Source organism: Mesorhizobium sp. M0923, assembly GCF_040319365.1.
Taxonomy (GTDB): Bacteria; Pseudomonadota; Alphaproteobacteria; order Rhizobiales; family Rhizobiaceae; genus Mesorhizobium.
Genome location: NZ_JAMYNW010000006.1, coordinates 300,801 through 321,484, shown reverse-complemented (window position 1 = coordinate 321,484; position 20,684 = coordinate 300,801). Strand labels below are relative to the sequence as shown.

The following is a 20,684-nucleotide window of genomic DNA, read 5'->3' as shown; positions in this document are numbered from 1 at the left end:
GTGGGTGGAGGCTTACCAGGCAACGAAGAACCGGCGGCGAAAAGCCCGAAACGCTCGACCGCATGATGCTGTGCTCAGCGACTGGTCCTGGCCGGCAATCGTGGTGTGCCGCAAGATTCCTCTCGCCAGCACTGGCTATGCAGACTCTACGGCAACTGCATCGTCAACGAGACGCTGCCCTCCCTCGCCTGGGTGCTCAAAGGCGCGAAATCCGGTCCCAATGCGTCTCCACCGCACCCGGTCTGGATCGAGGCGCAGCACACCGGCCGGCGCATTGTCAAGCTGATCGGCTACGATTGCGGCCGCGCCGACCTACGGCGCTCCCGCAATCTTCCCGATTCCGACGCCGATTTCGACTATGTCTATCCGCTCCAGCTCCTCGGATGGGAACGCCACGACTGCGTTCGCGCGATCACCGAGATCCTCGGCGCCGACATGGTTCCCATCAAGTCGGCGTGCTTCTTCTGCCCGGCATCGAAGCAATGGGAACTCTATTGGCTCGCGCGTTGCTCCTCGAACGAAACGCACTCACCGGCCGACATAGCCGCTTTGACGCCGTGGAATTCGGTGCATCCTGGGACCAGCTCGTGCAAAGCGCCGAGCGCTTTCCAAGCTCATCCACAACTGTCGGTCTCGGCCGCAATTTCGCATGGAGCCAGTGGGCACGGGTCAATGGCGTCGTCGATGACGCTTTCCGGGTCAGACGCGACAATGCCGATCGAACGCGCTTCATCGCCCAGGCAGACCAGTTGCGCAACGCGGACAATGCCCTCGATGCTCGCTCCGCCGCCCGATCCGTGGCGTTTCGTCTTGCCCATCTTAGCTAACATCCCTAATATACAGAAAATCATTGTCAGGAGCATGTCACCATGCGCAGCTTTTCCCTCACCGATCTCAGCAACAAATCCGGCGAGGTGGTTGAAGCCGCCTACACCGGGCCTGTCGACATCACCCGCCGAGGCAAAAGGAAGTTTGTCCTCATGACCGCAGACCAATATGACCGTCTCCGCAAGGCCGAGGATCCTCGCAAGGTTTACGCCGCTGGCGAAACTCCTCCGGAAATAGCCGCTCTCTTCGAAGCCGAGGCAGGTCGCCTTTCGAGGGGGGAAGGATATGACGACTAAAGGGAACAAACTGCTCAAAGCCGGCAACGTTGTCGATTTCCCCTATCTCTGGAAATGGCAAGCTGAACTTGGCGAAGTTGACGGTCGCAAGGATCGGCCCATCTGTGTCCTGTTCGCAGCCCTCAACCTCAGGGACGGTTTGACCCACCTGGCCCTGATCGCCATTTCGAGCGAACCTCCCCGCCACGGACAGCAAGCCATCGAAATTCCAGAGACGGAATGCCGGCGAGCCAGGCTCGCCGATTGGAAGCAGGGTTGGGTGACCATCAGCGAGTACAACTACGATATTGCCGAGAAATCCTGCTGTTTCGACACGAACCAGGAGCCGATCGGCCGCTTCGGCAAGCGTTTTATGCAACGTCTCGCCACTGCCGCCGCACCGCTATTCCGACAGGGCGGCGCCAAAGTGGATCGCAGATAGCCCGCGATGAAACTCGCCGGCGAGCATCAGCCCGTATTCACAGGAGATGTCCTTCATGGCCTCGGTAAACGGGACAAGCTCGGGATGCTGGGGCCGACCACGTCCATGCCAAGCGCCTCCTCGACCCGAACTACCCCGCCCGAACCTTGAAGTGTGCATCAAGCGCAAGCCGCGGCGGCCCGTGCTGGCGAAGCAGCGGACCGCGTTCGTCTTCGACACCTACTGAAGCGTTCCTCTGCTCCAGCGCGAGGAGCATCGCTGATCAATCGCCGCAAGAAGTTGACTTCCTTCTTGCCGAATTACGTATGTTCTGTATAATGCGGATTTTACAGACTTGGAGGTCGAGATGAAGGAATTTTCGTTTTCGGATCTGAGCCGTCGGTCCGGCGACGTCCTGGACGCCGCCATGGCCGAGACAGTGTCCCTGGTGAAGCGCGGCAAGGCGAAGGTGGTGATGATGCCAACGGCGGAGTACGAGCGCCTGACGGCGGTGCGTAGGCGGGGCCAGAACGCGTTCACGCTCGCCACCGCCCCCAACGAAGACATCGATGACCTGATGACAGGGTTTCAGCAGATTCTCGACGACGCCAGAAAGCCCGGCGAATGAAGCGGGGAGAAGTCTACCGCTTCCACTACCTCTGGGGGCACGAGGCTGCCCGCGGCGAAGAGAGCGGCCGGAAAATACGGCGCGTCTGCCTGATGATGGAGGTCAACGGGTGGCTCTACCTGTTCCCGATCTCCGGGCAGGCGCCGCAGCCGCGGGAGCCGGGCGAGGAACGGCTCTACGAGATCATTCCGGAAACCGAGCGCCACAGGGTCGGCCTCGGGGCCGAAGCCGAGAAGGTGAGCCACCTGATCCTGGATGATTACAACAAGGTCAAGCTGGACGAGCTCTACGACTTCGAAAGCGTCACGCCTGTCGGTTCCTTTAGCCCGCGCTTTCTCGAAAAAGTCGCCCGGCGCTTCATCAACGCCATGCGCGATAGGCGGCCGATCGCCGGCCTCACGCGGCGCTGATCCATCCGGACACAGCAAAGGCGGGTCCAGGGATGACCCGCCTTTGCTGCAAGCGTCCCAACGGAAAATTAGATTGCTTTTATGCTTAGAACCATACGGCAGCCTGCCTCAAGCGGCAATCGCCCCGCCCGGTGTGGCCCGATAGAGTAAGAGGCAGGGGAGCCCGGGTGACCGGGCTCCGAAAGAGGAGAGAGTTTCTCCCGCCCGGCTCATCAGGACCCATGCCATGACCAATCCCACCATCGCCATGATCCCCCTCAACAAGCTATCCCTCAGCCCGCTCAATGTCCGCAAGACGGCTGCGAGCCAAGAGGAAGACAACGAGCTTTATGCCAGCATCAAAGCCAACGGCATCAAGCAGAACCTCCTCATTCACAAATCCGGTAACGCCTATCACGTCCATGCCGGCGGCCGCCGGCTCACCATGCTCGAGCGCTTGCTCGCCGAAGGGGAGATCAGCGCCGACAAGGAAATCCCCTGCATCATCGAGACCAAGAAGCAGGCCGAGGAAACCTCCCTCATCGAAAATTTCGTTCGGGCCGGCATGCACCCGGCCGACGAGGCCGAGGCGTTCAACGCCCTTGAGAAGAAGGGCTGGTCTCGCGAAGAAATCGCCAACCGCTTCGGCGTCACCCTCAACTTCATCGATCGCCGCATGAAGCTCGCTCGCGTCTCTCCCGTCATCATCGAGGCGTTTCGCGCCAACAAAATGACACTCGAATGCGTGCAGGCCTTCTCCATCACCGACGATCACGGCCGACAGAACGAAGTGTGGGAAGAATACACGAACAGCCCCTACGCGGCCTATCCGAGCAACATCAAGTCGGCCCTGACGCAGCGCACCTATCACGGCAATTCCAAACTTGCCCGCTTCGTCGGCGTCGAGGCCTACCAGGCCGCCGGCGGCACGGTGCTTCGTGACCTCTTCTCAGACAACAACAGCGTCCATCTCGCCGATAGCGATCTGCTCGAAAAACTTGCCGGCGAAAAGCTGCAGGCGACAGCCGACGAACTCGCCAAGGAATGGAAATGGGTCGCAGTTGAACTCGAAGTCACCTATGACGCCTTCCGCGCCTTCGGTCGCGTCTATCCGGAGCCGGTCGAACCGGATCCGGCACTTGTCAAGGAATTCGAGGACCTCGAAACTCGTCTCGAGGCGTTTTCGAACGAGTATAACGAGGGGACCTGGACGGACGAACTGCAGGCTGAGGAAGACGCCGCTTCCGAGCGCCTTGAAGAAATCCGGACGATCATTGCCAACAGCGCCACCTTCACGGCCGAACAGAAGGCGATCGCCGGTGTTGTCGTCACCGTTGATCATGGTGGTGATCTGCGCACCGAGGCCGGTCTTGTCCGCCCCGAAGACCTCCCAAAAAAGAAGTCTGTCTCGGATGAAGACGAAGGCGACAGCACCGGTCCGGACATTCAGCTGCCGGTCTCGACCCGCACGACCGATGCGAACAATGATCCGGCAACTGACGCCCGCAAGCAGCAAGGCGTCTCGCTGTCGCTTGCTGAGGAGCTGCGCGCCACGCGTCATCAGATTTTGCAGGCACATCTCGCCGCTGACTTCGCCACCGCCTTTGACGTTATGCTCTATTCGATGTGCTTCCGCACGCTGCGCAACTCGTCCTCCCGCTCGACGCCAGTCAATGTGTCGATCACGCACGCCGAAACTTGGCGCAACCGCGATGCCATCAAGGATACCGTCGCCGCCCGCATGCTTCAGGCGACCCGCGACGGGCTCAACGTCGAATGGCTATCACTCGCAAGCCCGCACGACTTCGAAGCCATGTGCGCCCTGCCCGACGCCGACAAACAGGCTCTTTTCGCCTGGTGCTCGGCACATGGCGTCATCCAGCAGCTCGCAACCGACACCGACGCCAATCCGGTCATCGAGGTTATCGGTCACCGCATGGCAATTGATGCCGCCGCTTGCTGGAGGCCCACGGCTGCAAACTATTGGGGCAAGACCAAGAAGGACCACGCCATCAAGGTCGCACGCGAGCTCATTGATGACCGGTGGGCAGACGACAAGGCCAAGGACAAGAAGCCGGTGATCGCCGCCAGCATGGAGCAGGCTTTCAGCGAGGATCCGCGCGCCGCAGCCGGCCTCACCCCTGACACGGCCGCGAAAACCTCCACCTGGCTGCCCGACGGCATGGCCTTCACCGGCTCCTTCACCGAGCGGGCTCCGGCTCCGGATTATTCGTCGCACGATTACGATGACGATGATCTCGACACGAAAGACAACGAAGACCGGGCAACCGACGTCGATAAAGCTGGCGACGCCGATCCCGAGGACGAGCTTCAGGAACACGAGCAGGATTTCGACGAAGACGGCGATATTCCCGCTTTCCTGAAAGAAAACGCGGCCTGACCGCTTGCCTCCGACCCAATCGACACCACGGCCCGGCTCACACCGGGCCGTTTTCGCATCAACATCAACGGAGCAATATCATGCGACTGACTTTCCCCGCGGACAAATTGCGCGACCTGCTCGCGGCAGCCGAATCCCGCTGGCCTTTGGGCCTGCGTCCTCGATGGGGCGTCGAGGATCCCGCCGGCTTCTGGCTGGTCGGCGATCAGGGCGTCTACCTCATGCATAACGGTAAGGCGACCGATGGCAAGCAGATCATCGTCTACGCCCGGGAGTGCAATCCCGACTCCATGCCCTTCGATCAGTGGTGGGCTGCCAAACAGGCCTCCTTCGGCGGTGATGACGGTTGCGAATTCATCGACGCCGCTGTCGTGCGCGATGCCATTGCCGCCAATAGTCCGCTTGTCTTCGAGTTCACCGAAACCACGATTTCAGTTTTCACCGAACAACCCCGGCATTGACCGGCTTCCTCGTTGGAGCATGACCATGAACGCAAATTCACTGTCGTCGAGAACGCCGGATATATCGGCGAGACAGACATAACATCCTTCCCGACATTGCGCGAAGCCATCGGTTGGCGGGATCGGCACTATGAGCCCGACGAGTTGGAAACGCTTCACGTCCAGATCGCTTGCGATCTGCCCGACGGGTCCCGAACCTACGAATACTAGAGATTGGAGAGAGAGCATCAGCCGACATAATGCTACTGTCACCAAGGGCGGAAAGTCCGATCCCGAAGCCGTCATCGGCTACGATCCGCCCTTGCGGACCTTTTTCCTGCAGGCGTTTCCCGACGAGGAAACGGACATGTGCGAACTATGGCTTGGAACACTCCTCGAAGAGTTTCCATCGCTAGAAGACATTGTCACCGCTGCGCGCGCACAAGGCTATGACCTTTCCGGTCTCTCGCGCGAAGCCATCGTTTCCATGATCAAGGAATCAAGCAAACCGACACCGCCGAGCATCGGCGAACAACTCGGCATAGTCCGATAAACCTCATGGGTTCCTGCCGTCGGTTCCACAGGGCCGCCCTTCTGGTCAAAGGGCGGCCCTTTTGTCCGTGACGGGTTCTTTAGACCGCGTGACAGGCACGCGGCCGCTCGTCGCGGAGCACGCACCCATGACCGACTATACCCCTTACATTGAAAAAGCCCTTGCCACCGAAGGCGGACACTTGTCGATCGGCCGCGGCGGCTTCTCCCTGCACTACGGCCACGGCTGGCTCAGCGGCTATGATTGCGAAACCGTCAAGGCGGAAGCCATCGCCGCAGGGTTGCCCGTCTACGACAGCCGCAAACTCGATTTCGGCGTCGTTGCGAAACTTGCCTGCAGCGGGCCAATGATCGCCGTCGGTCGCGCGCCCGATTCCCCGCCCTGGAACAGCCTCTCTTTCGTTCCGCTCTATCACGTTATGGATGCCTACCGGCGCGAAGGCGCTGAAATCCATCACATGCCGCCCACACCGCTCGATTCCGGCCCAGATGGCTGATGGAGCGCTGCGATGAGAGCCATCCGGACGCCAAGAGCGAACCTCCTGCGCACGGAGGAGGCTGCCGTATCAACTGCCGGCATCTGAAGATCATCGATCGCCAGATTCTCCGCGCCGCCGAACGCATGACAATCAGGGACCGGAAAAAGGTCCGTCAGTGCGGTCGCCATGCTTCCACCTGGACCCCGGCCGATGAGCGCCACTATCGCGACTGCATCGACACGATGTTCGAAAGCAGACGTACCGAAGTCCTCGATCGCTCGATTGGCCGGAGGCGGGTGGCGGGGCGTGTATTTAGCCTGCTATTCCTCCTCGTCCCGCAAGGCCGCCTCGTAGTCCTGGCCGCCATAATAAACGCCGAGGATATTCAGGTCGTCCGCTACCTCAAACAGAACCGTCACACGCCGGCGAAACCCAAACGTTCGCATGCCCGGCCGAAGATCGTCGCGTCGCGTGCCTCGGTGCGGAAAGGTTTGCAGGTTTTCGCAATAGTCCACGATGGAATCGACACATCGCGCCGCCACAGTGGGCGACCCTACCTCAGCGATTTGGTTTCCATCTCGTCAAGCTGTTGCAGGGCTTCTGGGGTGAAATGAATCTTATGGGTCACGCGGAGGCGGGCCGCTTGCGCTTGTCGGCGAGGTGCTGGCGCACCTGGCTCACGCTGAGCGCCCGGCTCGGATCGGCCTTCAGCTTGTCGTAGGCGGCAACGCCTTCCGTGCGCATCCAGTTCTCGAGGGCCTTGTCGCGCGCCTGCAAGGCGCGCAGACCGTCGCGGATAACCTCGCTCTCGCTGGCATACTCGCCCGACGAAACCATTGTTTTGACCATCTGCGCCATTTCGTTCGGCAACGTGACGCTGAACTGTTGTGTGCTGCGCATGGGAAATCTCCCATCATCAATCGCGCTCAATAGGATTGAACACTATCCTACAAGGAGGCGATCGGAAACCGCGCTACCCCTCGTCATCGATAAGTGCGCTCATCGCCCGCTCGATCTCTCCGGCAAGCGTGATCTCGTGGCGGTCGGCATAGACGTATTAGCGTATCAACGTGAATACGGCTCGATCGGCGGCAAGCCATGCTCGCCAAGCAGGCCTAATCGGCCCGAAGCTGCGAAAAGGGCCAACTCTGCGAGCCCACTAAACTTTACCTTGGCCCGCCTTCTGTCGGAGCGATCACGCAGGCGGCCATCATGGTCGCTTCGCTTGAAGCCACCTATTCCAGACCAGGCGTTACGCCCGACGAAACGGGCGCCTGACGGCGCCCTCCTCCCCACGCGATATCGAGAGCAAGAGGCAGGCCGGAAAGAGGTCGGACCGGCGCGGTCGAAAAGAGAGCGCCCGCCGGTTCCCCTTCATCCCGCTCTCCGGAGGCCTGCCCCATGTCAGCGATAGCCCTGCTACCGCGCGCGCCGGCGCGTGACGCCGCGTTGGACGAAGCGCTTGCCAGATACGATGCAAATTTGGCCGCGTATCGTGTCCTCTCCGCCAAGATGCGTTCCCCAAACCGCGCCGCGCTATTCGAAGCGCTCGCCGCAGCGCGCATCTCTCTCATTATCGTCGCCGTCGACCCAGACGACGATGACGGCCGCATCGAGCAATTAGCGCTCATTTCCGACGATCGATCAACGCGGCTCCCCCAGGGACCCATCACCCTCTCAATTCCGCAATGGGGATTGCCGGACCCTATCCCCCTCGAGCTGTCAATCCCTCATGCGATCGAGCGCATGGCCTATGACTGCCTGGAGCAGGCTTACGGCACTTGCGAGGTCGATCCCTCCAGCCCGGACAAACTCGTTTTCAACGTTGCGGCCCGTTCGATCGTGCTCGTGCCCCGCCATGGAGGAAAAGCCAATGCCTGATGTCATCGAGACCACAGTGTATCGCCTCGACGAACTGTCCGACGCGGCCAAGGAAATCGCGCGCGCCTGGTACAGGGAGAACGGCTTCGATTATGACTGGTTCGAATTCGTCTATGATGATTTCGAGACCATCTGCGCCATCCTCGGCATTCGCCTCAAGACCCGTCCCGTTCAACTGATGAGCGGACAATCGCGATCGGATCCCCGTATCTGGTTCTCTGGCTTCTGGAGCCAGGGCGACGGCGCCTGTTTCGAGGCGTACTACGCCTATGCCAAGGACTGCGTCCACAAAATCCGCGCTCACGCGCCGCTCGACGAAAGACTGCACCGCATCGCCGACACCCTGCAACGCGTGCAGCGTCGAAATTTCTATCAGCTCAAAGCGGAAACTGTGCATCGTGGCCACTATTACCACGAATATTGCATGTCCGTTTCGGTCGAGCGCGACAGCCCGACCTATCAGGACGTCGCCGGCGATGCAGAGGATGTGATTATCGAAGCGTTGCGGGACCTGGCGCGCTGGCTCTACCGCCAGCTCGAGCAGGAATACGACAACATCTCGTCTGATGAAGCCGTGGACGAGACCATCATCGCCAACGGCTACACCTTCACTGCGACAGGCCGACGCTTCGGCTGAGAGTTAGAGGCAGGCCGGGAAGGGCAAGCCTTCCCGCGGCCAAAGAGAGCCGCCGGGAGCTTTCCCTGAAACCCGGAGGCCTTCATGAACGTCCCCTTCAGCCATATCGGCTCCATTCCCCTCAACGCTCAGCTCGCTGCCGCCCCGCTCCTCGCGGCGGCGCGCGCCCTTCTTCCCTTTCTCGAAACCGGCAAGGCCATCACGACGGACATGCTGCGCAATGCCGTCGAATCCGCCTATGGCGACACAGACGCCAATGGTGCATGGGTCTGGAAGGACGCCTACGAAGCGCTCGAATGCGCGCAGATCCTCTTCATGCTCAAATACGGCTCGCGCATTCGCCGTCAGGCAGCCGATCCGGCCGCCGAACTGGCGATGGTTGAGCGGATCTCCGCGCTTGTTCCCACTCAAACCCGCCGTTCCGAGGAATCGCAGCGCCTGCAGCAATTCTCGACGCCGCTGCCCCTTGCCTTCGTCGCTGCCCATGCCGCCGGTCTCTCGGCCGATGATCTCGTCCTCGAGCCGTCCGCCGGCACGGGCACGCTCGCCTGCTTCGCACGCATCGCAGGCTCCGATCTTGCTCTCAACGAACTTGCTGACGATCGCGCGCAGCTCCTCGGCGACATTTTCGAGGCAGATGTCACCCGTCACGACGCCGCCACCATCCATGACCGGCTCGATGCCTCGCTTTCCCCCACAATCGTGCTGATGAACCCGCCGTTTTCGGCCGCGCCGAACGTCGAAGGCCGATTCCGTGCCGCGACCATGCAGCACGTCCGCTCCGCGCTCGCTCGCCTTTCCGTTGGCGGGCGCCTTGTCATGATCTCAGGTTCGAACTTCGCCCCTGGCTCCAGCCAATGGGGTGATTTCTTCCGGTCGATCGAGGACCGCGCCACCATTCACTTCAGCTCTGCGATCTCAGGCCGGGTCTACGCCAGTCACGGCACCACCTTCGAAACCCGTCTCACCGTGATCGACAAGGGGGCCAACTCCGGAGCGGCTGCCGCGCTGCATACGCAGCCAGCCGTTTCGTGCGCTGAGCTGCTGACGCGCGTCGCCAACGGCGTTCCCGCCCGCAGCCTCGCCATCACCCCATCCGCTGTATCGCTCCGGACGACAAAGCCGGCTGTGACCATCATGGCCTTGCGCGACAAGGCACGCGCCCAGGCCCGTGCGGCGGCAGCAGAAGCAGCTCGACACCCTCTCGACAAGGCCGAAGTCGGAGACGTCGTCTATGAGCCTCGCGCCGACAGTTCCGACACACCGACGCAGCCGGCCGGCCTCTACGAGCCCTATCGCGTTCAGGCTATAAATATTGTCGGCGCCGTCGCACATCCGACCGCTCTCGTTCAATCGGCCGCAATGGCGTCGATTGCGCCTCCTCTCCCCTATTATCGGCCGACCTTGCCGAAATCCCTCATTGCAACCGGGGCTCTTTCCGATGCCCAGATCGAGAGCGTGGTCTATGCCGGCGAGGCGCACAGCGCGCACCTGTCGGGCACCTACACAGTCAATGACACATATGACCAGCTGAAGGCCGCGCCCGAAGACGCCGACAACGCCTTCAGGGTCCGCCGTGGCTGGTATCTCGGGGACGGAACCGGGTGCGGCAAGGGTCGCCAGGTCGCCGGCGTGATCATGGACAACTTTCTCAAGGGTCGCCGGCGTGCCGTGTGGATCTCCAAATCCGACAAGCTGATCGAGGATGCCGTCCGCGACTGGACCGCTATTGGCGGCGCTGCATCCGACATCGTGCCGCTCGCCCGCTTTCGCCAGGGCGCGCCCATCAAGCTCGAGCAGGGCATTCTCTTTGTCACCTACGCCACAATGCGGACTGCCGAACGTCAGGACGGCGACGGCAACTTGAAGGCAAGCCGCCTCCAGCAGCTGATCGACTGGCTTGGCCAGGATTTCGACGGCGTGATCGCATTCGATGAAGCCCATGCAATGGCCAATGCCGCCGGCGACAAGGGCGAACGCGGCGAAAAGAAACCCTCCGAGCAGGGCCTTGCCGGCCTTCGCCTACAGAACGCCGTCCCCGACGCTCGCGTCTTTTACGTCTCAGCCACCGGAGCGACAACCGTTTCCAACCTGGCCTATGCCAGCCGCCTCGGCCTTTGGGCCACTGGCGACTTTCCCTTCGCATCCCGTGCCGATTTCGTCGGCGCCATGGAATCTGGCGGTATCGCCGCCATGGAGGTGATCTCGCGCGATCTCAAGGCCCTTGGCCTCTACATCGCCCGCTCAATCTCCTTCGAAGGCGTCGAATATGAAATGCTCGTCCACGAGCTCACGGATGCGCAGCGTGCGATCTATGACGACTATGCCGGTGTATTCCAGGTCATCCACCAGAATCTGGAACAGGCGCTTCTTGCCTCCGGCATCACATCGGATGAAGGCACCCTTAACAGGCAGGCGAAATCAGCGGCTCGCAGCGCCTTCGAAAGCAACAAGCAGCGCTTCTTCAATCATCTTATCACGGCCATGAAGTGCCCGTCACTGATCAAGGCTATCGAAGAGGACCTTGCCTCCGGTCACTCGGCTGTGATCCAGATCGTCTCGACAAGCGAAGCCCTGCTCGATCGTCGGCTTGCAGAAATCCCGGCCTCGGAATGGAACGATTTGTCGCTCGACATCACGCCCCGCGAGTATGTCATCGACTACCTCGCCCATTCCTTCCCGACGCAGCTTTTCGAGCCTTACACTGACGAGGACGGAAATCTCCGCTCAAAGCCTGCTCTCGATGCAGACGGCAACCCCATCCAGTGCCGCGAAGCTCTCGAACGACGCGACCGCCTGATTGAACATCTTTGCGCTCTCCCCCCAGTACACGGCGCGCTCGACCAGGTTCTCTGGCATTTCGGAAAAGACCGCGTCGCCGAGGTAACCGGCCGCACGCGCCGCATCGTCCGGACATCTGATGGTCGTCTCGCCGTCGAACGCCGCCCAGGGTCCGCAAATCTCAGCGAGGCGCGGGTCTTCATGGATGATGCCAAGCGTATCCTCGTCTTCTCCGACGCCGGCGGTACCGGCCGCTCCTATCATGCGGACCTCACCGTAAAAAATCAGCGGTTGCGCGTACACTACCTTCTCGAACCCGGCTGGCGCGCTGACAACGCCATCCAGGGCCTCGGGCGCACTCACCGGACCAATCAGGCGCAACCGCCGCTCTTCCGGCCCTGCGCCACCAACGTCAAGGGTGAGAAGCGCTTCCTTTCCACCATTGCCCGTCGGCTCGATACCCTCGGTGCGATCACCAAGGGTCAGCGCCAGACTGGGGGGCAAGGCATGTTCCGGCCCGAAGACAATCTGGAAAGCCCCTATGCGCGCGCAGCGCTGCGGCAGTTCTTCTCCAATCTCGTTCGCGGCAAGGTCGATGCCTGCTCATTGACCTACTTCATCGACATGACCGCCCTGAACATCGTCGATTCTGCAGGTTGCCTGCTCGACGAGTTGCCGCCGATCTCGCAATTCCTCAATCGTTGCCTCGCGCTCACGATCGACATGCAGAATGCCATCTTTGAGACATTCGAAATGCTGCTCGACAAGATCATCGATGACGCGCTGCGCGCTGGCACTCTCGATGTCGGCCTCGAAACACTCACCGCGGAGCGCTTCGATGTCATCGAACGCCGAGTCATCCATCAGCATGTGGCCAGCGGCGCGACCACACTGGCGCTGAGCATCAACGAGACGACCCGGAACAAGCCGTTCTTGCTCGACACGGTTCGTCAGATCGCCGCTTCGGATCGTTCGGCCAGTTTGCTGGTCAATGCGAAGTCCGGTCGCGCCGCATTGATGCAATCGGCCCCGAGCGTCATGGATGAAGATGGAACGCCAATCCGTCGCGTGCAGCTCACTCGGCCCATGCATCGCGAAAAGCTTTTCGAGGCGGAACTAGAGCTTTCACACTGGAATCCGGCGACCGACGCCGAATTCGAGCACGCCTGGTCGGACGAGGTGTCGCAGATACCTCAGTTTTCGACGCGTCGCCTCACGCTGATCTCCGGCCTTCTGTTGCCAATCTGGAACAGGATTCCCGACGAAAACTGCCGTGTCTATCGCCTCGAAACCAATGAAGGCGAACGCATCCTCGGCCGACTGGTGACGACGGACCAGCTTTCATCGGTCTACCGCTCACTTGGCATCGACGCCACCGTGGATATGACGCCGGCCGAAATGCTCGAAGCCGTCATGGAACGCGGTGCTACGGTCGATATTTCCGGCGGTCTCACCCTGAAACGCTCCCGCGTCATGGGTGAGCTTCGCCTTGAAATCACCGGCCATTCCGCTTCGGCGCTGCCCGCGCTCAAGGCTCTCGGTTGCTTCACTGAGATCATTTCATGGTCAACCCGGCTGTTCATACCCGCCAACAATCCGGGCGTGCTCGACAGACTGCTTGAGCGCTACCGGATGGTCGACCATTCGGAGGTAGCATGATGAACAATGCCTCCGAAATCTCACGCGCCCTCGCCGAGCACGCCGAAGAATTCTGCCGGTCCTGGCTCCCTGCCGGTCGAAAGATCGGCAATTACTGGATCGTCGGCAACAAGCATGGCGATCCCGGGCAAAGCCTTGCCGTGCGACTGAATCAATCGGCCGGCCGCCGCCCCGGCCTTTGGACGGACCACGCCACCGGCGAGTATGGCGATCTTCTCGATATCATCGGGGAGCAACTGCCCTTGCCTACATGGGGAGCCGTCTTTTGCGAAGCCCGGCGCTTTCTCGGACGGCCCGATATCGGTTCAGTGCAGCGCGCCGTTGCGCACAACGGCAACACATCGGACTCGGATCGTTCCCTCGCAGCACGCAAGCTGTTTGCCATCGGGCGCCCGGTGCAAGACACGCTTGCGGAGCGTTATTTGCGCTACCGTGGTATCGCCCGCTTCGGACCGGCACTGCGGTATCATCACGCCGTCTACTTCCGCGACGAAACCGGACAAAGCCGTCAGCTTCCTGCCCTGCTTGCCGCGATCACCGACAATGCAGGCCTGGTCACTGGTTGCTCTCGAACATGGCTGGACCCATTGCAGCCGCGCCTCGCATCGATCGCAGCGCCCAAGCGCGTGATCGGCAACCTTGCAGGCCATGCCGTGCGGTTTCAGCACGGCTCCGGGTCCGTCGATCTCATTGCCGGCGAAGGCATGGAGACGGTGCTTTCCATAGGCACGGCCTTTCCACTCCTTCCCCTCGCTTCCTGCCTGACGGCAACGCATCTCGGCCAGTTCATGCCACCAGCGCACATCAAACGTCTCTGGATCGCCCGCGATAATGATAACGCCGGCGTGCAGGCCGCGCAGCTGCTTCGTCAGCGTTCCGAAGATCTCGGGATCGCTGTTTTCGACCTATTGCCGGTGCGCAACGACTTCAACGACGATCTTCGCGAAGACGGTCTCATCGCACTTCGAGCCCGGCTGCAAGCCGCCTTCGACAATGCCCGTATCCTCGATCTGGCGAAGGTCTGAAAGGAAACAGGCGCGGCGGGAACCGGCCCGGTAAAGCAGTGGGCCGCACGGCCTGGATGAGTTCGCGACATAACCCTCCGGGTCGGGCGCAGAGGCGCCCTCGACCGCCCCGCAACGCCGCCACCTGCAAAAAATTCCCCGCCGGGCAAGCCCGGCTCCTCGCGCAACAATTTTTTGCGTGACGGCGTCCTTCGCTGCGCTGCGGCCCTTCGGGTGCGCGGCGGTCTCCTGAGGGTTGATATCGCCTCATCCCAGGCCGAGCTGGCCACAACAAAAGGACCGAACCATGTCGCAGCACCTTGCTCCCACGTCCAGCCCAACCGCCGCCCTCCTCGACGAACTCGCGCTCTACGGCGTCCGCCCCCACTCCGACGAACCCGACTTCCGTCCCCTCCCCGATGCAGACGCCGTTGAAGGAGGCGTCGCGACCATGGTCGACGCGATCCAGTCGATCTTCTCCGGAACCCGCCTCGAGGACGAAGCCGAAGAAGTGCTCTGGTCCGTCGTCAACCTCTTTCATCGCCGCCTCTCCCACACGCAGAAGCGCCTTGACGACAACGAAGGCCGTCAACGCACCGCGCTTGCCGAACAGGACGGCTCCGAGGTGAAGAGCGTCGAACTGGAAAGGCTGGTCGCGGAAGGCTTCTCGCTCACCGAATGCCGCAACGCCTTCGAGGCGATGCGCGATGTCGCCGCCGAACACTACCGCGTTGAAACCGGTTCCGCTTGGCTGCCTCGCACTGGTTCCAAGGTCTCGCACCGCGCCCTGACCGCCGCCGTCATCGATAGCCGCAACTTCATTTCCGCCAAGCGCCGTTCCGAGATCGAAACCCATTGCCCGGCCGGAACGCGCATTGCCTTCACTGGCGGCGACTATCAGGACTATGACGCCATCTGGCAGGTGCTCGACCAGACCCGCGAAAAGTACCCGGACATGATCCTGCTGCACGGCGGCACACCGTCCGGCGCTGAACTCATCGCCGCCAAATGGGCCGACGCCCGTAGCGTCACTCAGGTGGCCTTCAAGCCCGATTGGAAGGCGAATCGCAAGGCTGCCCCCTTCAAGCGCAACGATGCCCTGCTCGACACGATGCCGATCGGCGTCATCGCCTGCCCGGGCACTGGCATCACCGAGAACCTGGTCGACAAGGCTCGCGCCCTCGGTATCCCGGTTAAGCGCATCGGCAACAGGAAGGCGTCGTGATCGACGCCCTCCTACAATCGCCGGGGCTATCAATGCCCCGGCTAAGCCACAGCCAAGCCGTCGATCTCCTGGCCGATGGCCATATCGCCCTCCGGCTCCTCTTTGTCATCGGCGTCTTCATCGGGCGGTGGAGGTTCAAGGTCAAGAACGCATTCCGCACACATCAGCCGGACATTGGGCTTCGCCCACGCATTCAGACCGCATGACGGACAGGTATAGCATGTCTTGCTCGCCGCCTTCTTGCGACGCGCCGCCTGCTTTTTCGCGTCGTCCCACAACTCGACATAGAGCGCGTCGAAGCCTTCCTTCTCCAGCTTGGCAAAAACGGTCCGGAAAGGTCCTCCCTGTGCAATGTAGTGCGTGACACGCTGCCAGGTCTTTTTGCCGCCAGGCTCTCCGGTCGATGACGGAGCGAGCCCCACGGAATGCATTTTCTCCGCCCATTCGCGGTTGTGATAGCCGCCGCGCGACGGCTTGCCGAAATGGTGCTGCCACAGATGCACCATCTCATGCGCGAGTCGAAAGGCTCTGTTCTGTCGTGCGAACGCTGAACTGCGAGGGGTTCAGCGCGATTCAGTCGGTCACGAGCGCGCCGTCCTTCGAGCCGAAACGACCGCCGGCGAAATAGCCGTAGGCCTTTTTCACCCGCGGCATGGTTATGAGGCACGACGGCACGTCCCCGAAATTCCGCATTGAACACCGCATAGGCATGCTCGAGCCCGTTATAGGTTTTCTTCGTCGGATTGATCTTCATCATGAGGCCAAATTGTTTCGTACGATACAATTCGGGCGTTTGAGGTCCCAGCAAGCCCCGCGCTTTCGGCCATATGGTTCAAGCGGACTCCAGTCGCAAGGATCCCAGATCGGGGAGACATCGCCATGCTTCAGGCCATGGCCGTCGCAACGATGCTGGCGAGGCTGATTCACGGGAAACACGGAATGAGCAGGATTCTGCGAACCGGCGCAGGGGCGGAAGGCAGACACAGTCGCGCAGATCGATCGCCAGCGAAATGCGACCCCCTTTGAACCGTGACCTGTGCCCGGACAGCATGGTGCTTCGGCCACACACCGGCCGCTAGCTGAGATCGGCGAAAGCCGGGCCCGTCCTACGGCCCTTCCGTTGAGAGGCAAACACGAGGAGCGGAGACAACGTTCTCCGTGTCTAATCCGAATTCATCCCCAGTGACGCCCCTTATTCGAACCGCCGCCGTCGGCCGGGTCAACCCACGCCTGACCCTAAAGGGCAAGCCAGCGGGGGGTTCCCCATAATCGCTGCGCGATCACGGCGCGCAGGCGCGCCGCCCTTCGGGTGGGTGATCCCCCTCCCCCGCTGGCACAGGCATGGGTCAAGCTCCGGGATAAATCCCGTCGTGACCAGTCCGCCGTCTGGCGCTTTGTCATGGGGCGTTCACGGGAATGATCCCGATCAGCTAAGGAGAACCGCAATGTCCGCCACCATCGCTCGCCTCACCGCCAACGAAAAAGGCTTCACCGGCACCCTCGCCACCCTCGCGATCCGCTGCCCGATTTCGATCGTCGAAAACGCCAAGCGCAGCGACGAAAGCCAGGAACCCGACTACCGCGTGGTCGCATCCCGCAACGGCTTCGAACTCGGCGCAGCCTGGGTCCGCACCTCGCAGCGCACCGGAGCCGAATACATCTCCGTCTCGCTTCGCGCCCCCGAGTTCGGCACCCTCTACGCCAACATCGCACCGGCCCCCGGTGGCAAGGAAGGCGAATACGTCATGATCTGGAACCCGCCGGCGAACTAATCGGCCCGCTCTGTAAAAACCCCCGCCCGCAAGGGCGGGGGTTTCTGCGTCGGTGCCCCTCAAACAACCGAAAGGAGTGCTCGCAATGCCCGTCAACAGGCTGCAAAACGTTGAAAATCATGGCAGAAATGTCTATATTGAGCGCCGAAAGAGAGGCGCCATGCTCGACAATGTTCCCGACATCATCACCACGCGCGAACAAGCCGACGCGGTGATCAATGCCTTCTTCCAGACCGGCGACCTCGACGTGTTTTCGCGTCATCGTCAGGCAATGCTCGATGACGACGATCGCGGCAGCCTCGCCATCATGCGCGGCTCTGGCAACGAACTCGGCCCGTTCGAGGAATTCCTCTCCGCGCTCGAGGAGCACGGCGTCCTGACCTTGGACGACGCCTTCGCCGTCGGCGATCGCTACCTCGCCTACAAACGCTCAAAAGCGGCCTGATCGGCCGCTTTTTCTTTCACGACCAGAATTTCGAGGACGATCCCCACGGCAATATTGACCGCGGGACGTGAAGCGATTCAGATCGCATCTGATTGTTCTAGTTCGATTATTCGGTGACCATGTCCTCTCAAGACCCCTATTGCTATCCCGGCACATCGGTACTGATCAACAAATTCGGCGCGCGCGATCAGGATTCGCTTGATCTGCGTGAGCAGATCACCACGAAGAAAGCTCTCCGCGATCTTGCGAGGAACCCGGTGAAGGGCAATTTCGATACCGAACACCTCATGGAAATTCATCGCCGAATCTTCGCTGATGTCTATCCCTGGGCCGGCCAACAGCGCATTTACAACATGTCAAAGCCAGAAGCGGTACTCGGCGGCCATTCGGTCTCCTATGGTGATCACAAGGACATGAAGCAGCTGCTCGATCGCGATACAAAGGATCTCGGCAGGTTCCGCTGGGACGACAACAACAAGGCTCAATCCGCGGCTCACTTTACCAAGCTGATCAGCAACGTCTGGCAGGCTCACGCCTTTCGAGAAGGCAATACCCGCACGATCGGCGTATTCATGCACCAGTTCGCCAAGGAGCGCGGTTTCGAGCTCGACCGCGAAACGATGTGGCCGGCTGCAAGCGAAACGCGTGATTTCTTGGCCAAGGCGACCGTTGGCGATGGCAAGGACTTCGCGAAACGTCTGCTGCAGGCTCACCAGATCAACAAAGATCGCAATCACCCCGCACTCGGCCGTATCACCAGCATGACCGCGCAGGCGCTCCGGATGCTGGGCAAGCCGGAAATCCAGTTCCCCAAGCAAGGCGACGAAATCAAGGGGCAAGTCCTGACCGTCAGCTACAACACCGCGCTTGTCGCCAATGCTCGCGGTATTCACGCCGTTGACGCGAAAAACTTTCCGAAGACGCCGCAATCCAATGATCGCGTGAACGTGTGGATCGAACATGCGATCCCCGCCAAAAGCAAATCAGACTGTGGCAAAAATCCTAGCGATGACAAAACGCAACGCGTTCAGGAGGACGCACCTGCCAAGACTTTCAAACTCGCTCCTCCGAAATCTTCCGACCGCGACCGCTCGCGCTGATCGATATAGATAAGCCCGGTATTGACGGGGCTACCGGTCATTGCGGCTTGTTGTCGTTGTCGGCCGTCAAAACGATCATAGCTTCATTCACGTCCGCTACAGCAACAGGTCGACGGAGATCGGCCTGGCGGCCAATGGCGATTTGCCGATTGATGTAGCGGCAGGCCACCTCGGGCTACGAAGCCCGCGTTTCCCCGGCATCTCCAAAGTGGCTGTTCGCAATCCTAACGCTGCGCACGATACCCTTGGCCCGTCCAAGCGCAACCCTTCGGGTTCTCCTCTCCGCCGCGCTTCGTTCCGACCGCTGCGCGGTGCTGCTTGGCCGTTCCATCGGTCTTCGAGCTACGCGATTGCGCACAACCACTTTGGAGGATCTACCTCATAAAAACGCTCGTAAGCTTCTGCCAGAAAACCGGTCGCCGTCTTCGCCGCTACATCAATCGGCAAATCGCCAAACTGTCCCGTAAGGGCCAGCTGAAGATTTCCGCCGCACTGTCGCTTCCGTTCATCGCCAAGCTGGAGATCAGCTACCAGCTGGGGTTTGATCGCAAGGCCGACAACGACAACAAGCCGCAATGACCGGCGATGCCTCGCCCTGCACAGGGCGAGGCTTCTTCCTTTCCACCCGCATCAACTGGCTGATCGCTCGCTATGACCGGCCTGCCGGCCGGATATGCACACGCCCGCTTGTCGCGGGCGTGCTTCCCCTCTCTCCATGATGTTCCAGTGTACTTCCCTCTCCTTGCGCCTCAAGGATGAGCGGTTCCCCCGATTTTCCGCCGCCTGCCCTCGCCTCGGCTCGGGCCGCTTCGCGAAGGCGCCAGAAAATCGGCTCCCTCGCTCCCCGCACAGCGGGAACCGCAGATACATTCGCAGGGAGCCGCACATCTGCTGGGCGCCGACGCGCGACACGGATTTCAGCTTCTCAAGCATCACCCGGTTGATCAGCGCCGCATCGTAGCCTGCGGGATCGTTGCCGAGTTGCTGCCGCAGTCGGGTGACTGCCCGGACATGGTCAAGGATAGTGCTTTCTCCGATGCCACGGTGCCGACGCAGCCAACCACGAAAGTCCCGCAGATCATCGGCTCCGGCGGCATTCTTGGATGCCACGCTCGAGAGCACGCCATTCGTGATGAGGAAGCGCACGAAGCGCTCGATCCGGAACTGGTAGTCGCGATTGCGTTCCGCTTTGTGCACGAACGTGCCGGGACAGATGCACTCGTGCGTGGCGAACCGCCGAAGGACCGTTTCGTCGATGGCGGCGAGCGGTATTCGATGCTGATGAAGCCAGATCACGAAGTGGCGGCAGCCATATTCATATGTCCTGAGGGTTGTCGATCCGGCCGCTTACTTCCAGAAACTGCACGAAGTGGAAGATGCGGCCGTTGAACGCCGGCTTGTGCAAATGGCGCGTTTGATAATGCTCGCCGGCCGGTCGCGGACCTTCGCAGCTATGTGTCAGGAACCGGCGCACCACGTCGCCGTCGATCGCTTCGAGACCTATATCGTTATTGTCGAGCCAGATCAGCAAGTGCTTTACCGGCCCGGGGAACTCCTGAAGGTAGCCTTCAGCAACGCCCGTCTTGCGCAAATGGTCCAAGAACTCCGTGACCAGCGGCCAGGATCGCCTGTTGCCGCTGTCTTCCGTAGAATCCGTAGAACATGTGTATGAGCCCGCTCAACCATTGTCATGCTCCTTTTGTGGTGAGGCGGTAGGAGCATTGTGGATTTGGGCCATGAAGGGAAACGGAGGCGCTGCTTTGCGCT

23 protein-coding genes are annotated in these 20,684 nt (G+C 61.1%); 18 read left to right on the top strand and 5 right to left on the bottom strand.

The window, feature by feature from the left end:
- Positions 1–614: 614 nt before the first annotated feature.
- Complete coding sequence (locus tag NKH89_RS13575) at positions 615–863, bottom strand: hypothetical protein (RefSeq protein WP_023803828.1); 249 nt, start codon at positions 861–863, stop codon at positions 615–617.
- A 6-nt stretch (positions 864–869) separates the two neighbouring features.
- Between NKH89_RS13575 and NKH89_RS13570 the strand changes: the two genes are divergently transcribed.
- From NKH89_RS13570 to NKH89_RS35830, 9 genes are all read left to right on the top strand, one after another.
- On the top strand, positions 870–1,124 hold the full coding sequence (locus NKH89_RS13570) for a type II toxin-antitoxin system Phd/YefM family antitoxin (RefSeq protein ID WP_023803829.1): 255 nt from the start codon (positions 870–872) through the stop codon (positions 1,122–1,124).
- Positions 1,114–1,545: a hypothetical protein gene (locus tag NKH89_RS13565; protein ID WP_023803830.1), complete on the top strand. Its 432-nt coding sequence runs from the start codon at positions 1,114–1,116 to the stop codon at positions 1,543–1,545. Before NKH89_RS13570 ends, NKH89_RS13565 begins: the two co-directional genes overlap by 11 nt.
- A 334-nt stretch (positions 1,546–1,879) precedes the next feature.
- Positions 1,880–2,152 carry a type II toxin-antitoxin system prevent-host-death family antitoxin gene (locus tag NKH89_RS13560; RefSeq protein ID WP_051408005.1) on the top strand — a complete coding sequence of 91 codons (273 nt, stop codon included), beginning with the start codon at positions 1,880–1,882 and terminating at the stop codon, positions 2,150–2,152.
- The gene (locus tag NKH89_RS13555; RefSeq protein ID WP_051408006.1) at positions 2,149–2,562 is read left to right on the top strand and encodes a hypothetical protein; all 414 of its coding nucleotides are present in this window, start codon (positions 2,149–2,151) and stop codon (positions 2,560–2,562) included. The genes NKH89_RS13560 and NKH89_RS13555 overlap by 4 nt, the downstream gene beginning before the upstream one ends.
- 226 nt (positions 2,563–2,788) lie before the next feature.
- Positions 2,789–4,942 (top strand): ParB/RepB/Spo0J family partition protein, encoded by a 2,154-nt coding sequence (locus NKH89_RS13550; protein ID WP_352909078.1) that lies wholly within the window; start codon positions 2,789–2,791, stop codon positions 4,940–4,942.
- 80 nt (positions 4,943–5,022) lie between these two features.
- On the top strand, positions 5,023–5,403 hold the full coding sequence (locus tag NKH89_RS13545) for a DUF3085 domain-containing protein (protein WP_352909075.1): 381 nt from the start codon (positions 5,023–5,025) through the stop codon (positions 5,401–5,403).
- A gap of 130 nt (positions 5,404–5,533) precedes the next feature.
- On the top strand, positions 5,534–5,935 hold the full coding sequence (locus tag NKH89_RS13540) for a carbohydrate kinase family protein (protein ID WP_245277868.1): 402 nt from the start codon (positions 5,534–5,536) through the stop codon (positions 5,933–5,935).
- A gap of 127 nt (positions 5,936–6,062) precedes the next feature.
- Entirely contained in the window at positions 6,063–6,431 is a 369-nt protein-coding gene (locus tag NKH89_RS13535; protein ID WP_023803837.1) for a hypothetical protein, read from the top strand.
- Positions 6,431–7,027 (top strand): hypothetical protein, encoded by a 597-nt coding sequence (locus NKH89_RS35830; protein WP_023803838.1) that lies wholly within the window; start codon positions 6,431–6,433, stop codon positions 7,025–7,027. The genes NKH89_RS13535 and NKH89_RS35830 overlap by 1 nt, the downstream gene beginning before the upstream one ends.
- 10 nt (positions 7,028–7,037) lie before the next feature.
- Here NKH89_RS35830 and NKH89_RS13525 read toward each other — a convergent pair whose 3' ends face one another.
- Positions 7,038–7,313 carry a type II toxin-antitoxin system ParD family antitoxin gene (locus NKH89_RS13525; RefSeq protein WP_023803839.1) on the bottom strand — a complete coding sequence of 92 codons (276 nt, stop codon included), beginning with the start codon at positions 7,311–7,313 and terminating at the stop codon, positions 7,038–7,040.
- 501 nt (positions 7,314–7,814) lie between these two features.
- Between NKH89_RS13525 and NKH89_RS13520 the strand changes: the two genes are divergently transcribed.
- The 5 genes from NKH89_RS13520 (at position 7,815) to NKH89_RS13500 (ending at position 15,600) form a co-directional block, all read left to right on the top strand.
- A complete protein-coding gene (locus tag NKH89_RS13520; protein WP_023802419.1) occupies positions 7,815–8,294 on the top strand; it encodes a DUF6878 family protein in 480 nt (159 codons plus the stop codon).
- Positions 8,287–8,931 carry a DUF8835 domain-containing pootine gene (locus tag NKH89_RS13515; protein ID WP_023802420.1) on the top strand — a complete coding sequence of 215 codons (645 nt, stop codon included), beginning with the start codon at positions 8,287–8,289 and terminating at the stop codon, positions 8,929–8,931. Before NKH89_RS13520 ends, NKH89_RS13515 begins: the two co-directional genes overlap by 8 nt.
- 84 nt (positions 8,932–9,015) lie before the next feature.
- A complete protein-coding gene (locus tag NKH89_RS13510; RefSeq protein ID WP_352909071.1) occupies positions 9,016–13,371 on the top strand; it encodes a strawberry notch-like NTP hydrolase domain-containing protein in 4,356 nt (1,451 codons plus the stop codon).
- Complete coding sequence (locus NKH89_RS13505) at positions 13,368–14,396, top strand: DUF7146 domain-containing protein (RefSeq protein WP_031256304.1); 1,029 nt, start codon at positions 13,368–13,370, stop codon at positions 14,394–14,396. The genes NKH89_RS13510 and NKH89_RS13505 overlap by 4 nt, the downstream gene beginning before the upstream one ends.
- A 286-nt stretch (positions 14,397–14,682) precedes the next feature.
- Positions 14,683–15,600, top strand: a complete 918-nt coding sequence (locus NKH89_RS13500; protein WP_352909069.1) for a DUF2493 domain-containing protein — start codon at positions 14,683–14,685, stop codon at positions 15,598–15,600.
- Positions 15,601–15,641: 41 nt separating this feature from the next.
- On the opposite strand, the gene NKH89_RS13495 is transcribed toward NKH89_RS13500, so the two are convergent.
- Positions 15,642–16,106, bottom strand: coding sequence for a hypothetical protein (locus NKH89_RS13495; protein ID WP_023802424.1), 465 nt, complete (start codon positions 16,104–16,106; stop codon positions 15,642–15,644).
- Between the two features lie 939 nt (positions 16,107–17,045).
- Here NKH89_RS13495 and NKH89_RS13490 point away from each other — a divergent pair.
- The 4 genes from NKH89_RS13490 (at position 17,046) to NKH89_RS13475 (ending at position 19,496) form a co-directional block, all read left to right on the top strand.
- Positions 17,046–17,372, top strand: a complete 327-nt coding sequence (locus tag NKH89_RS13490; protein WP_023802426.1) for a DUF736 domain-containing protein — start codon at positions 17,046–17,048, stop codon at positions 17,370–17,372.
- Between the two features lie 160 nt (positions 17,373–17,532).
- Positions 17,533–17,817 (top strand): hypothetical protein, encoded by a 285-nt coding sequence (locus NKH89_RS13485; protein WP_156942693.1) that lies wholly within the window; start codon positions 17,533–17,535, stop codon positions 17,815–17,817.
- A 119-nt stretch (positions 17,818–17,936) separates the two neighbouring features.
- A complete protein-coding gene (locus tag NKH89_RS13480; RefSeq protein WP_031256311.1) occupies positions 17,937–18,917 on the top strand; it encodes a Fic/DOC family protein in 981 nt (326 codons plus the stop codon).
- 318 nt (positions 18,918–19,235) lie between these two features.
- Positions 19,236–19,496, top strand: coding sequence for a hypothetical protein (locus NKH89_RS13475; protein ID WP_023802430.1), 261 nt, complete (start codon positions 19,236–19,238; stop codon positions 19,494–19,496).
- A gap of 51 nt (positions 19,497–19,547) precedes the next feature.
- Here the strand turns inward: NKH89_RS13475 and NKH89_RS13470 are convergent, their stop codons facing one another.
- A complete protein-coding gene (locus NKH89_RS13470) occupies positions 19,548–20,213 on the bottom strand; it encodes a hypothetical protein (protein WP_023802431.1) in 666 nt (221 codons plus the stop codon).
- Between the two features lie 19 nt (positions 20,214–20,232).
- Positions 20,233–20,508 (bottom strand): hypothetical protein, encoded by a 276-nt coding sequence (locus tag NKH89_RS13465; protein ID WP_198032892.1) that lies wholly within the window; start codon positions 20,506–20,508, stop codon positions 20,233–20,235.
- Positions 20,509–20,684: the final 176 nt, after the last annotated feature.

Excerpts from the sequence above, each read along its gene's own strand:
- NKH89_RS13500 (WP_352909069.1), top strand. The coding sequence starts at position 14,683 with ATGTCGCAGCACCTTGCTCCCACGTCCAGCCCAACCGCCGCCCTCCTC.
- NKH89_RS13520 (WP_023802419.1), top strand. The coding sequence starts at position 7,815 with ATGTCAGCGATAGCCCTGCTACCGCGCGCGCCGGCGCGTGACGCCGCG.
- NKH89_RS13490 (WP_023802426.1), top strand. The coding sequence starts at position 17,046 with ATGTCCGCCACCATCGCTCGCCTCACCGCCAACGAAAAAGGCTTCACC.
- NKH89_RS13515 (WP_023802420.1), top strand. The coding sequence starts at position 8,287 with ATGCCTGATGTCATCGAGACCACAGTGTATCGCCTCGACGAACTGTCC.
- NKH89_RS13545 (WP_352909075.1), top strand. The coding sequence starts at position 5,023 with ATGCGACTGACTTTCCCCGCGGACAAATTGCGCGACCTGCTCGCGGCA.
- NKH89_RS13495 (WP_023802424.1), bottom strand. The coding sequence starts at position 16,106 with ATGGTGCATCTGTGGCAGCACCATTTCGGCAAGCCGTCGCGCGGCGGC.
- NKH89_RS13570 (WP_023803829.1), top strand. The coding sequence starts at position 870 with ATGCGCAGCTTTTCCCTCACCGATCTCAGCAACAAATCCGGCGAGGTG.
- NKH89_RS13550 (WP_352909078.1), top strand. The coding sequence starts at position 2,789 with ATGACCAATCCCACCATCGCCATGATCCCCCTCAACAAGCTATCCCTC.
- NKH89_RS13510 (WP_352909071.1), top strand. The coding sequence starts at position 9,016 with ATGAACGTCCCCTTCAGCCATATCGGCTCCATTCCCCTCAACGCTCAG.
- NKH89_RS13565 (WP_023803830.1), top strand. The coding sequence starts at position 1,114 with ATGACGACTAAAGGGAACAAACTGCTCAAAGCCGGCAACGTTGTCGAT.
- NKH89_RS13575 (WP_023803828.1), bottom strand. The coding sequence starts at position 863 with ATGCTCCTGACAATGATTTTCTGTATATTAGGGATGTTAGCTAAGATG.
- NKH89_RS13540 (WP_245277868.1), top strand. The coding sequence starts at position 5,534 with ATGAGCCCGACGAGTTGGAAACGCTTCACGTCCAGATCGCTTGCGATC.
- NKH89_RS13535 (WP_023803837.1), top strand. The coding sequence starts at position 6,063 with ATGACCGACTATACCCCTTACATTGAAAAAGCCCTTGCCACCGAAGGC.
- NKH89_RS13480 (WP_031256311.1), top strand. The coding sequence starts at position 17,937 with ATGTCCTCTCAAGACCCCTATTGCTATCCCGGCACATCGGTACTGATC.
- NKH89_RS13485 (WP_156942693.1), top strand. The coding sequence starts at position 17,533 with ATGCTCGACAATGTTCCCGACATCATCACCACGCGCGAACAAGCCGAC.
- NKH89_RS13525 (WP_023803839.1), bottom strand. The coding sequence starts at position 7,313 with ATGCGCAGCACACAACAGTTCAGCGTCACGTTGCCGAACGAAATGGCG.
- NKH89_RS13505 (WP_031256304.1), top strand. The coding sequence starts at position 13,368 with ATGATGAACAATGCCTCCGAAATCTCACGCGCCCTCGCCGAGCACGCC.
- NKH89_RS13555 (WP_051408006.1), top strand. The coding sequence starts at position 2,149 with ATGAAGCGGGGAGAAGTCTACCGCTTCCACTACCTCTGGGGGCACGAG.
- NKH89_RS35830 (WP_023803838.1), top strand. The coding sequence starts at position 6,431 with ATGGAGCGCTGCGATGAGAGCCATCCGGACGCCAAGAGCGAACCTCCT.